At 34.6% G+C, this 12990-nt stretch carries 12 protein-coding genes; 7 read left to right on the forward strand and 5 right to left on the reverse strand.

Annotated elements, in window-relative coordinates:
- The first annotated feature begins 2 nt into the window (after positions 1–2).
- Positions 3–482 (forward strand): DUF4296 domain-containing protein, encoded by a 480-nt coding sequence (locus GXM17_RS16980; RefSeq protein WP_163400574.1) that lies wholly within the window; start codon positions 3–5, stop codon positions 480–482.
- On the opposite strand, the gene GXM17_RS16985 is transcribed toward GXM17_RS16980, so the two are convergent.
- Positions 477–1478: an NAD-dependent epimerase/dehydratase family protein gene (locus GXM17_RS16985; protein WP_163400575.1), complete on the reverse strand. Its 1002-nt coding sequence runs from the start codon at positions 1476–1478 to the stop codon at positions 477–479. The two genes, GXM17_RS16980 and GXM17_RS16985, sit on opposite strands and share 6 nt — an antisense overlap.
- Before the next feature lie 216 nt (positions 1479–1694).
- Between GXM17_RS16985 and tyrS the strand changes: the two genes are divergently transcribed.
- The 3 genes from tyrS (at position 1695) to GXM17_RS21815 (ending at position 3476) form a co-directional block, all read left to right on the forward strand.
- Positions 1695–2993, forward strand: coding sequence for a tyrosine--tRNA ligase (gene tyrS, locus GXM17_RS16990; protein WP_163400576.1), 1299 nt, complete (start codon positions 1695–1697; stop codon positions 2991–2993).
- Between the two features lie 36 nt (positions 2994–3029).
- Positions 3030–3233 (forward strand): hypothetical protein, encoded by a 204-nt coding sequence (locus tag GXM17_RS16995; RefSeq protein WP_163400557.1) that lies wholly within the window; start codon positions 3030–3032, stop codon positions 3231–3233.
- A gap of 120 nt (positions 3234–3353) precedes the next feature.
- Complete coding sequence (locus tag GXM17_RS21815) at positions 3354–3476, forward strand: type II toxin-antitoxin system RelE family toxin (protein ID WP_244307428.1); 123 nt, start codon at positions 3354–3356, stop codon at positions 3474–3476.
- On the opposite strand, the gene GXM17_RS17005 is transcribed toward GXM17_RS21815, so the two are convergent.
- The 4 genes from GXM17_RS17005 to GXM17_RS17020 form a co-directional block, all read right to left on the reverse strand.
- Positions 3477–4457: a LuxE/PaaK family acyltransferase gene (locus GXM17_RS17005; RefSeq protein ID WP_163400631.1), complete on the reverse strand. Its 981-nt coding sequence runs from the start codon at positions 4455–4457 to the stop codon at positions 3477–3479.
- A gap of 91 nt (positions 4458–4548) precedes the next feature.
- Complete coding sequence (locus GXM17_RS17010) at positions 4549–4884, reverse strand: T9SS type A sorting domain-containing protein (RefSeq protein ID WP_163400577.1); 336 nt, start codon at positions 4882–4884, stop codon at positions 4549–4551.
- A gap of 105 nt (positions 4885–4989) precedes the next feature.
- Positions 4990–6204: a hypothetical protein gene (locus tag GXM17_RS17015; protein WP_163400578.1), complete on the reverse strand. Its 1215-nt coding sequence runs from the start codon at positions 6202–6204 to the stop codon at positions 4990–4992.
- 178 nt (positions 6205–6382) lie between these two features.
- Positions 6383–9172, reverse strand: a complete 2790-nt coding sequence (locus tag GXM17_RS17020; RefSeq protein ID WP_163400579.1) for a TonB-dependent receptor — start codon at positions 9170–9172, stop codon at positions 6383–6385.
- 232 nt (positions 9173–9404) lie between these two features.
- Between GXM17_RS17020 and GXM17_RS17025 the strand changes: the two genes are divergently transcribed.
- From GXM17_RS17025 to GXM17_RS17035, 3 genes are all read left to right on the forward strand, one after another.
- Entirely contained in the window at positions 9405–10088 is a 684-nt protein-coding gene (locus GXM17_RS17025) for a response regulator transcription factor (RefSeq protein ID WP_163400580.1), read from the forward strand.
- A 218-nt stretch (positions 10089–10306) separates the two neighbouring features.
- Positions 10307–11386, forward strand: coding sequence for a sensor histidine kinase (locus GXM17_RS17030; protein ID WP_163400581.1), 1080 nt, complete (start codon positions 10307–10309; stop codon positions 11384–11386).
- 167 nt (positions 11387–11553) lie between these two features.
- Positions 11554–12852 (forward strand): porin, encoded by a 1299-nt coding sequence (locus GXM17_RS17035; protein ID WP_163400582.1) that lies wholly within the window; start codon positions 11554–11556, stop codon positions 12850–12852.
- Positions 12853–12990 lie beyond the last annotated feature (138 nt).

Consider the following 12990-nt stretch of genomic DNA (forward strand, 5'->3'; position numbering starts at 1 on the left):
CAATGAAGAATTTTGTATTTATAATATTGGTTGTGTTTATTTCTGTAAGTTGTAAAAAAGAGCTTGTCAAAGAGCCTGAAAACCTTATAGAAAAAGAAAAAATGGTCGATATAATTTACGATTTGTCTGTTTTGGATGCTATAAAATATCAGCAGCCCTTGTCGCTGGATTCTGTTGAGTCAAACCCGGCAAAGTTTATTTTTAAGAAATATAAGGTTGACAGTTTACAGTTTGCCCGGAGTAATATGTACTATGCGGCTGATTTCGATACTTACAAAGAAATGTTCGACGAAATAAGTGCGAGACTGGAAAAAGAAAAAAAGAGTACAGAAAAGAAGCTGAAAGCTGAAGAAAAAAAAGCAAAAGAGGCAAAAAAGAATAATTTAAAATTAACTTCTAAAGATTCTTTAAAAAGGCCAATAAAAAAAATAAATATCGATTCTATAAAAAGAATGAGAAGATTACAGCATAAAGGATTATAATTTCGATGCTTCCTTTATATATTGATGCACATCTGAAAAAACCGTTCCAAGAGCGGTTTTTATTTTTTCATTAGAATACAGATTTTTAGAATACGAAGCTTTCGCAGTTGCTTTGGTGAGGTTTCTTTTTTGAAAGAATAAAGTAGAAAATATTCCATCCGCCATCCAAAGTAAATTCATGAACAATGGCGTGGCGTGAATTGTTGGTTTTTTTACCTTTAAAGCTTCAGCAATGGTATTCAGGATATCCCTGAAGACAATGTTTTCTGCAATTAGCGTAAAACGTTCGTTTTTTATATCGCTTTTCATGAGCTCAAAAGCAGTTCTGACAACATCATTTATAGTGATAAATCCGCTATTTCCAAGAGTGTAGAATGAAAGTCCTTTGGCTACTTTTAGATATAATTCATTGCTTCCGTATTCGAAAATTGATTTTGTTGCAACGGGGGCTATAATAACGCCGGGATTTACAATGATTACATCTAAGCCTTCCTGAACACCTCTCCACACTTCCATTTCGGCGCCGTATTTTGAAATAGCATAATCGCTGTGCGGTTTTTCCGGATTCCAGTCGGTTTCTTCGGTAATATGTGTGTCGTGCGGCTGCAAATCTCCCAAAGCAGCGATGGAACTTACATAACAGAACTTCTTTACTTCTTTGGCTAAAGAAAAATTAACCATATTGGCCGTGCCTTCAATGTTTGTTTTTCGTAGTGTGTGCTCATCTTTTGGATCGAATGAAATCAACGCAGCACAATGGTACACGTATTCTATATCGATAAAAGCCATTTCCAGAGAAGGTACATCTAAAATATCAGCTTCAAGCCAGTCAATTCTGTCAAATAAATCGTCTTTTTTATACAGTTCAAAAACCAATTTTGTTTTTTGGATATGGTCTGGGCTGCGGTAAATTGCCCTCACATTTTCTCCATTTTCAATCAAATGAAGCAATAAATGCGAGCCGACTAAGCCTGTTCCTCCTGTTACTAATACCATTTTGTAAAGATAACTTTTTGGCTGAAAGGTGCAAAGTTACAACTGACCAAAGTTTTTATTGTTTTTTAAATTGAAATTGATGTTGTTTTTGCATTCGTCATTGATTTTTGCCATTGAAATTGCATTGATTTTTGAAACTGCCATTGTCATTGTTTTTTGCCATTGCAATTGAAATTGCGATTGACATTGATTACATTTGCGCAAAAATATTTTAAAATGAAGAATCTAGTTGAAGAATTACAATGGAGAGGTCTGGTGCATGATATTATGCCAGGAACTGAAGAGCAACTTTCTAAAGAGATGACAGCCACTTATATTGGATTTGATCCTACATCAGATTCGTTGCACATTGGTAGTTTGGTACCTATTATTTTACTGGTTCATCTCAAGAATTTTGGACATAAACCAATTGCGTTAGTAGGAGGGGCAACCGGAATGATAGGTGATCCTTCCGGAAAATCTGACGAAAGAAATTTGCTGGATGAAGTAACTTTAGCAAAAAATGTTGCCGGAATAAAAAGTGTTTTGTCCCGTTTTCTGGATTTTAATTCAAACGAAACAAATGCTCCCGTTTTGGTAAACAATTACGATTGGATGAAAACCTTTTCATTTATTGATTTTGCCCGTGAAGTTGGTAAAAGAATCACCGTAAATTATATGATGGCTAAAGATTCTGTAAAAAAGCGTATTGCAGGCGAAGGTGAGGGAATGTCGTTTACAGAGTTTACGTATCAGTTAATTCAGGGCTACGATTTTTATCATTTACATAAAGAGTACAATTGCTTGCTGCAAATGGGAGGTTCAGATCAATGGGGAAATATTACCACGGGTACAGAATTAGTTCGTCGTATGAATGTAGGTGTAGATGCAAAAGCCTATGCTATGACTTGTCCGTTGATTACGAAAGCAGACGGTTCTAAATTCGGAAAATCTGAAGGTGGAAACGTTTGGCTGACTGCTGATAAAACTTCAGTTTACAAATTCTACCAGTTTTGGCTAAATACAACCGATGCTGATGCAGAAAAGTACATTAAAATCTTTACTTTTTTAGAAGCAGCAACAATTGAAGCCTTAATTGCAGAACATCATGAAGCACCTCATTTAAGAATTTTACAAAAGAAATTAGCCGAAGAAATTACGATTTTTGTTCACAGTAAAGAAGAATTAGAAAAAGCGATTCAGGCTTCTAATATTTTGTTTGGAAACTCAACTGCCGAAGATTTAAAACAGTTAGATGAAGCTACTTTCTTAGAAGTTTTTGACGGAGTTCCTCAGGCAGAAATTGCAAAAGCAGATTTAGAAAACGGATTGGATATTATCTCGGTTTTAAACGAAAAAACAGGCTTCTTTAAATCAAACGGAGAGGCGAGAAGAGCTTTAACAGCAAATTCAATTTCTGTAAACAGAGAAAAAATCAAAGAAGATTTTGTGTTGACAGCAAATGATTTAATCAATAATCAGTTTGTCTTATTGCAGAGTGGGAAGAAGAATTATTTTGTGATTCGGATGGTTTAATTGATTAACTTTACATGAAATGCAATTATTAAGCTTATGAAAACGCAATTTTTGACAGACGAAAAAGGAAAAAAAACAGCTGTTTTGTTGCCAATTGAAAAATATAATAAAATGATTGAACAATTGGAGGATTTACATGATGTTAAATTATATGATGAGGCAAAGAGAGATGATGATGGTTTTAGAATTTCTTTTGAAGATTATGTGAAAACCCGAGAATCTAAAAGATCCAATGTATAATATTGATTTTTCTAGAAAGGCGCAAAAGAAACTGGATAAATTATCAGATGCAATTGCAAACCGATACTGTCAGCTATTGGGAATCTTTCTGAAAATCCAAGACCACAAGGTTATAAAAAACTGAAAGGCCGACCCGGTTATAGAATTAGAGTTGGTGATTACAGAGTGATTTATGAAATATTTGGCGAAGTACTTTTGATAGATGTTATTGATTTAGGACATCGAAAAGATATTTATGAATAATTAAAGCACCATCAAATTACACCCACGAATATCAGAATTATCAAAACGTCCCAATACCTCGAAAGAGTTGTTGGGTTTTTTTTTGCCTAAATCCTGCGTTGCAATAAAAGAACACGAATTGATGTTAGCCAGATCAATAACGTTGATTCCGCCGGTTTTTCCATCTTTTACGTAAGTGAGGGCATCTTCCGGATCGCGCATGAGAACGTGCATCCAGGAAGGACATTCGAAAATACCGTCACCTAATGAATAGGCCTGCGCCAAAAGTTCGGTCATACCGTATTCTGAATGAATGGAGGAAACGCCAAAACCTTTACAAAGCTGTTCATGCAGTTCTTCGCGGATCATTTCTTTGCGTTTGCCTTTCATTCCGCCGGTTTCCATAATAATAGTATTCTGAAGGTTGAATTGGTGCTTTTCAATTAGATCTAATAAGGCATATGTAACTCCAATTAAAATCACATTCTGGCCAGATTCATCAAGAGCAGTGAGTTTTTTGATTAAGTCGTCGTGGTTGTGTAAATAAAACCCGCTTTCAGGATGATTAGAGAGTTTTATTAAATCTTCTACCATATAAATTAGTGAAGACCCATCACGTTCCAAATAGGATGGTAAAAGGGCTAAAACAACGTAATCTTCAATATTCCCATAAAATTGTGAAAAGCCTTTTCGGTAGCTTTCTTCATAAAGAGAAACATCAGTAACTAAATGTCTGCTGGTTACCATTCCGGTAGTGCCGCTGCTGGTAAAAGTTACCTGAGGAAAATCGGAATTAGAAACGACTTCGTGGCTTTTGAAAAACTGAATTGGAAGAAACGGAATTTTTTCAAGCGATTTTACCTGTTGTGGATTTACGTTTAAAAAATCACAGAAATCACGATATACTTTGTTGTTCTCATGCTGAAAACGAAACACCTTAAGTGCTATTTTTTCAAATTGTTTCTGACCTGAAATGGTAAATATATCGTTGGCTGTAATCAAAACTTTTTTTTGCAAAGGTATAAATTATTGTAGGTCAAAGGGCAATAAAAAAGCTCCAAATTGTGGAGCTTTATGAGTGTTTTTTTGATGTTTATCGAACAATTAATTTTCGTGTCGCCGAATTGCCCTGTTCACTTATTTTGATGATGTAAACTCCCGGGGTTAAGTCAGGGATGCTTAGTTCTTTTGTAGTCAAATGTGCCTGAAGCACTTTTTTTCCTAAAACATCAAAAATTATAATTTCTTTTTCCAGGTCATTTTTTGAAGTAATATATACTTTTCCATTTACCACAGGGTTAGGGTACAAGCTTAGTCCCTCTATAGGGGTTCCCTGAGTTTTAGGCGTTGGTTTGCTGTCCTGAGCGGAGATGCTTACAGTAAAGAAAAAAGCCAGTAAGAAAGTAATATAAAAGTAATTTTTTGCCATCGCATCATTTTAGATAAGTAAATATACAAAAAAAGTTTTCAAAAATTACACCAAAAAAAAACATCCTAAATATTTAGGATGTTTTTAACAGTTTATAAGTGAGTCTTATAGCTTTTCTAATAAGTTTACACCGTCAACAATTGCCCATGCACCAGGAGTTAAAGCGGCTCCGGTTGCAGCCGTACTTGTTGTAAAGTTCCCTGTCGGGAAAGCAATTGTAAAACCTGCTGCACCAGCACCTGTCTGAAGAGTAGCAGCATCATCAATTTTTACATTTAATAATTTAATTTTTCCGCCAGCTACCTGATTAGTGTTTGTAGCAGCCTCCTGAATTCTAACAGCAACTGCGTTTGTTGTAACACCAGCATTTGTATAAGTATTTGTATATCCGGAAATCACAATATTTGAATATTCACCATTACCCTCTTTTTTGAATTGAATTGCATCAATTTCAGCTGGGTTTCCAGCTTCAGTTGCAGTTCCTGCAGCTCTTCTTAAAGTAATGTTTGAAACTTTTGGAAAGAATGCATTGTTAACACTTTTAGCTTCAATTTCCATTCCGAAATTTCCAGCACCAGTTTGGTAAGCATACCAGTTAGTGTTTGCCTGACCTTGCCATCCGTCTTGCCAGTCAAAAGAATCATCTGTATTTCCGTAAGAAATTAAGTTCTTTGCACTTACAGTTCCACCGTAGAATTCGAAACCGTCATCAGCTCCTTTATAAGCTACTAAGTTTTCTAAAACTGTTCCTGAACCTACAGCGTAGAAAGAGAAACCGTTCATTTCTGAGTTACCGTCAAGAATTTTCTTTCCTGCGTATTCTACACGAACGTATTTTAATGAACCACTGCTGTGAGTGGCGTTTGATCCTCCATAAACAATATTTGTTCCATCTTCTGAAGTTGCTGTAGTAATTGGAGCTCCTTCTGCCGTTTTACCAGAAACAATTGGTGCATCACCAAAAATGATAATTCCACCCCAAGAACCTGGAGTTTTAGATTTTTCTGTAAAAACTACTGGTTCAGCAGCTGTTCCTGCAACAATTAATTTTCCATCTTTTTCTACTAACAAAGCGTCAGTTCCAGTTGATGCATCAGCTGTAATAACAGACCCTGCTTCAAAAGTTAAAGTTACACCGCTTTTTACTCTTACAGTACCGCTTAATGTATAAGTACCTTTGATATATGTTTTTGAAGCAGTAATGTCTCCGGTAATTTCTCCTGAACCAGTTGGTGGAGGAGTTACAGTATCATCATCGCTAGAAGAACAACTTGCGAAAATTAAGCTTAAAAAAGTAAGACTGATTGCTAATTTTTTCATTTTTTAATGATTTTAATTATATTTTTTTGTGTTATTATGTTGATTCAAAAGTACTCTCGTGATTCCTAAATCTAGTTAGCTAATTGTTATCAAAGTATTATATAACAATCAATTTGATGTAAATTTTATGTTATGTACTTAAACAAAAAAAGAGCTGTAAAAAGCTCTTTTTTATTGATTAAAATGTGTATCCGATATTTACTGAGAAACCAATTCCTTTTTTGTATTCACGAAGTACTAATGAATCTTCGGTAATGTCTATAGTGCTGTTTTTTCCTAATTCTTTTCTGTAATACGGATTAAGTAAATTCTCTGCTGCAAATTTTAAATCGATGTTTTTAGAAAGTGTACTTGACCATACAAAATCTAATTTGCTAAATGATTTTTCATAAATATGATCCATTCCTGATGAACCTACTGCAAAAATTCTGTCTCCGTAAACATTGTAAACCAATGTCATTGTATTTTTCCACTCTTTGTTTAAAGTAAACTCATATTTCAGGTCAGTATTGATCATCCAGTTTGAGGCTCCCTGAAGCTTACGTTTTTTGCTGTTTTCTAATTCATTTCCTTGTTTGGTTAAATCAATTTTTACATCAGTATTCATTAATGAAGTATTGAAACCAAACGTAAAGTTTGATAATGATTCGCTAATTCTGTTTAATGTTAAAATCATTTCAATTTCAGCACCGTAAATAACTGCCTGCTCAGAGTTTTTGAAAGTTGTAATCTGGCCTCCACTATTTGCAGTTGGTTTGAAAACTCTTTCGATTGGATCTTCAATTAATTTTCCGAAGGCTCCAATAGCAAACAATTCTTTGCTGTTTGGAAATAATTCATATTTAAAATCTGCGTTGTAATTATTACTATTCAATAAGTTCGAATTACCACTTACAGAAGTTGCATCAGGGTTGATGTAGTTGATTGGCAGTAATTCCATAGCAACAGGTCTTGTGATGGTCTTGCTTAAAGATGCACGAAGATTGCTGTTCTCGTTTACGGCATACTTAGTGTTTATCGATGGAAGGATATCAAGGCTCTCATCCGTTTTCTTAAGATAAGCACTTCCAAATGGATCACCCTGATTTCTGTATTTAATTTCACGAGTTGAGTTTTCGGCTCTAAGACCGGCATTCAAATCCCATTTTTCGCCAAAAGTCCAAAACAAGTTAAAGTATCCTGCATTTACAAACTGATTTAGTTTTACTTTGTAATCCCCGTTAGATTCTTCCTGGACATATAGGATTCCGTTGTCAATGTCATCATTGATTGGAATACTGATAGTGTTTAAGTCAGCTGTATAATTTTTTTCAATATTTCTTCTTCCTGAAAAGAAACGATAACTTGACTGCATATCGTTTAGGAAGTTATTGTATCCAACAGACAAGTTGTTTTGCTTTTCTTTGTTTCCAAATTTCAAATTATATTCTGCTAAAGCTGAGAAGTAGAAATTTCCGTTTACATCTAAGTATTGGCGGTTTAAGTTGTTTCCTCCATATGACATATTAATTTCGGTGTCACTTACTTTTTGGCCCGTTATAAATTTTCTGTCCGGTTGTTGAAATCCTGTTTTTACATAAGATCCTCCAGCCTTTATAGTCTGTTTTCCATCTTCAGTCAATTTATAATCTCCAAACAGCTGCGTGTTCCAGTATCTGGATTCTTCAAATTGATTTCCTCTGATAAGATTGTTGTTTACATTTGCTAAACTGTTAGTATATCCTAACTGATCCTGAATCAAACTTTCGGTAGCCTGGATGAACAAACTTGTAAAGTTCAGGTTCAGTCTGTTGGTTTTATATTTTAAGCCTGCTAAACCTGAAAATGTAGTTTGATAAGAATATTGTGTATTGAATAAATTATTATCGTAATTACCCTGAGCTAAGTTAAAAGTTCTGTCAACTCCTTCTCTGAAAACATATTTATTGTCAAAATTGAATGACATGATATAACTGAAGTTTCTTTCTTTTTCAAGATTAAATTTTTGTGAATGTAAAAAACCAATACTTGAATTTAAAGGGCTTGAGGTTTCATTAACATCCCAGTTTTTATCATCATAAGCATTGTGATATTCATCAGGAGATAGCTTTTTACCGCTAGGAACAGAACCAAATACGCCGGGTAACTCTCTGTCTTTTCCAATTAACCCAAAAGTACCTTCTGTACTGTCTGCATCATCAGAAAGCAGGAAATTTTTAAGATTGTTGTTTGTAGTATATCCAAAGCCCACATTAATTTTAGTAATGTTTTTAGGCTGTGTAGTTTCGATATTTACTGTACCTCCTGCAAAATCTCCTGATATGTTTGGATTGAATGTTTTGTAAATATTTAAAACCCCAACGATGTCTGTAGGAAATAAATCCAAAGGAATAATTTTTTTGAACGGGCTGTTGGATGGAGTCTGTAATTCGTTAACCAATAAATTATTGTAACGGTCTTCAAGACCTCTGATGAATAAACCTCTTCCGTCAACTTTAGTAATTCCGGTAACTTTTGTCAAACCATCTTCAACATCGCTAACGCCTTTTCTGGACATTTCCTGTGCTCCTATACTTTGTTTTATGGTTACAGCATTTTTTTGTTCCAAAAGTAAAGCAGTTTCTTTTTCTCTGTTTACTGATGCTGATTTTACAACCACATCTTTCAGTGTATAACCGCCGGCAGATAATGCCTGGTTAATAGTAATTGTTTCTCCTGCTTTAACAGTAACAGGTTTTTCAACAGATTCATATCCAACAAAACTAAAAATAATTGTATAGTCTCCCGGATTTACGGATAAAGAATATTTTCCGTCAATGTCAGTATTGGCACTAATGTTAGTTCCTTTTATTAATATATTTGCAAAAGGAAGTGCTTCATTGTTAGTTTCTTTGTCGGTTAGTACACCAGAAATCGTACCTTTGTTTTGTGCGACCGAAATCGTACAGATAAATAATGTAATAAATAGAAATTTTAAATTGAATTTCATTTCAGTGTTGTGTTTAATTTATTTTGGTGCAAAGAAATACACACACTGTAAAGTTCATGTTAGGCACTTGTTATGTTTTTGTGTCTTGTAGATTATCAAATTGTTACCAGATTAAATTACCGTTAACACGACTTTTTAACCGTTGTTTTTATATTATATTTACCATCGCAATTCAAAAACATCGAATATGTAATACAAAATATTTGATGTTAAATTTCAATTTTTGCTATTTATGAAAAAAACACAAACCAAGATTTTGTTAGTTGATGATGAGCCGGATATTCTTGAAATTGTAGGGTACAACCTGGCTCAGGAAGGCTATCAGATCGTTACTGCTTCAAACGGAAAAGAGGCAATCACAAAAGCTCAGAAAGAATTACCGGAACTTATTATTATGGATGTAATGATGGCCGAAATGGACGGAATGGAAGCTTGTGAAAACATCAGAAAAATTCCTGAACTAAATAACGTAATCATAACATTTTTAACCGCAAGAAGCGAAGATTATTCTCAAGTAGCTGGTTTTGACGCAGGTGCTGATGACTACATTACCAAACCAATAAAACCAAAAGTGCTGGTAAGCAAAGTAAAGGCTTTGTTAAGAAGGTTAAAAGAACAGGAAGTAGTTACAGACACATTAAATGTAGGTGGAATCGAAATCAATCGTGAAGAATACAAAATCATAAAAGATAATATTGAAATTTCACTGCCTAGAAAAGAATTCGAATTATTCTATTTATTAGCTTCAAAACCAGGGAAAGTATTTAAAAGAGATGAAATCTTAGATAAAGTTTGGGGAAATGAAGTGGTAGTTGGCGGAAGAACGATTGATGTTCATATCCGGAAATTACGCGAAAAAATTGGCGAAGACCTTTTTAAAACCATAAAAGGGGTTGGCTATAAATTTGAAGCTTAAAAATTTAATGAAAAAACAAACCATATAAGTCATATAAGTTCATTTAACTTATAACATTTGTACTTTTGTTACTGGAGTCAATCTTTCTCAAAGTTTTATAAATTTGAAAAGGATTGGCTTTTTAAATTGTTACTAAAATAAGCTTTTTTAAATGGACTTATATGGCTTATATGGTGAAAAAAACATCCCTTTAATTGTTTTATTATTTTAAAATTTAAATGAAAATCAATTTCAAGAAAACTTACAGATTTGCTATCAAGTCGGCATTGTATATAAGTCTGTTTACAACAGGATTTGTATTGTTGCTGATGAATATGTTCTATAAAAATCAGTTAAAGTATCAGGCGGGATTTGGAATAATCTTTTTAATTTCAGTTTACATCTTTTCATTTCTGGTACTCCAGTATCGTGTAGAACGCTTTATATACAGGAGGGTGAAAAAAATCTACGATGAGGTTTCCCTGCTTGAATCAACGCCTCTGATCAACCAGCCGATCACAACCGATATGGAAACGCTTTCCCGTGAAGTGAAAAAATTCGCTACTGATAAAAAACTCGAAATCGAAATGCTCGAAATCAGGGAACAATACCGAAGGGAGTTTTTAGGAAACGTTTCGCACGAGCTTAAAACACCGCTATTTACAGTCCAGGGTTATGTTTCAACTTTGCTGGACGGTGCGATGGACGATAAAACTATTCGGAAAAAATACTTAAAACGTGCAGAAAAAGGAGTCGAGCGACTGATCTATATTGTTGAAGATCTTGATATGATTACCAAATTAGAATCAGGGGATTTAGACTTAAATTTTACCGAATTTAATATTGTCGAACTGATTCAGAATGTTTTTGATTTATTAGAAATGAAAGCTGATAAAAAGAAAATCAGGTTAGCATTTGAAAGCAAAAATGTTCATTCTTTAATCGTAAAAGGGGACAAGGACAGAATTCAGCAGGTTCTGGAAAATCTGATTGTGAACTCTATTAAGTACGGAAAAGAAGGAGGTTTAACAGAGGTTGGAGTTGTGAATCTGACCAAAAAGAAAGTCTTAATCCGTATTAGCGATAATGGAGAAGGGGTTGAGAAACAAAACATTTCACGCCTTTTTGAACGTTTTTACAGAGTTGATAAAAGCGGGACCCGTTCGGAGGGAGGTTCCGGTTTGGGACTGGCGATTGTAAAGCATATTATCGAAGCGCACAAGGAGAAAGTATATGTTGAAAGTGAGTTCGGAATTGGTTCTGAATTTTCTTTTACGCTCGAAAAAGCGAATAAAACTGCGAAAGCTGAAGTTAAATAATTGTAACTACTGTTTTTGTAAAAGTCGTAAAACAAAGGTTTTTACGATAAATAAACATACGGGTTTTGCACATAACATTAAATTTTTATTATGATAACATCTGGTTAATGATTTCTTAACACAGGTGGTTACATCTTTGCATCCTGAAATTAAGGGCACAAGAAAAAATGATAAAAAGGACAATAATGGCAGTTTTAGTACTGCTGACCTGTGGAGCAAATGCGCAGGAACTGAATAAACAGGATGTAAAAAACGAAGTGATGCGTATTTTAGATTCTATCAATAAAGCAAAACTCCCTGATACTAAATCGGGAGGAGGTATCGAAGAACACTGGTATGATAAAATCTCGCTAAGAGGTTATGCACAAATACGATATAATGGTTTGTTTTCTACAAACGACAAAGTTTCCTGCGATCAATGTGATAAATCATGGGGAACAACTTCTACAGCTCCTGATGCAAAAGCAAACAACGGACTTTTTATTCGCCGTGCACGTTTAGTATTCTCAGGTCAGGTTCATCCAAATGTATTTTTCTATTTCCAGCCTGATTTTGCCAGTTCACCAGGCAGCGGGCTTAATAACTTCGTTCAGATTCGTGATTTGTATTTTGATGTTTCTTTTGATAAGAAAAGAGAATACCGTGTTAGAATTGGGCAGAGTAAAATTCCATATGGATTCGAAAACATGCAGTCCAGCTCCCAGCGTCTGGCCTTAGACCGTGCTGATGCTATAAACAGTTCAATAGCAAATGAACGTGATTTAGGGGTGTTTTTTTATTGGGCACCGGCAGAAATCAGAAAACGTTTTGAGATGTTAGTAAAAGATGGATTGAAAGGTTCAGGTGATTTTGGGGTTTTTGCTCTTGGTGCTTACAACGGGCAGATAGCCAACAAAATAGACGGAAACAGAGATTTAAATGTAGTAGCAAGAGTTACTTATCCGTTTGTTATCGGAAACCAGATTATAGAACCGGGAATTCAGGCTTATACAGGCAAGTGGGCTTTTACGGGAGAAATTTCTTCAGGAGTTGTAGTCAATGGTGATCCTAAATATATAAAAGACGAGAGAATTGGAGCGACTTTTGTTTTGTATCCAAAGCCTTTCGGAATCCAGACCGAATATAATATCGGAACTGGTCCGCGTTATAATCCGGCAACCAATTCGGTTGATGTTTCAGACTTGAACGGAGGTTATGTTTTATTAAATTATAAATGGGATATTAAAAAACAGCATATTTATCCTTTTGCCAAATTTCAATATTACGACGGAGGTAAAAAGTATGAAAAAGATGCAAGAAGCTACGTAGTGCGCGATTATAGTTTAGGCGTAGAATGGCAGCCAATAAAAGCATTTGAATTAGTCGCAGAATACGTTATTGCCGACAGGACTTTTGAAGACAGTGCCATTCCGGTTAACAGACAGCAGGGAAATTTATTACGACTACAGGCGCAGTTTAATTTCTGATTTTACCGAATGGATTTATAAAACAGGTCAAATATGCGAAGTTGTTTTTTAGAAAAAATTTTCAAAAAAAATCTTTGCATAGCTGGGCTACGGAACTATTTTTTTTGGAATAATTTTAGCAAAAAAGAACCAGTAGAT

Source organism: Flavobacterium fluviatile (assembly GCF_010645065.1).
Taxonomy (GTDB): Bacteria; Bacteroidota; Bacteroidia; order Flavobacteriales; family Flavobacteriaceae; genus Flavobacterium; species Flavobacterium fluviatile.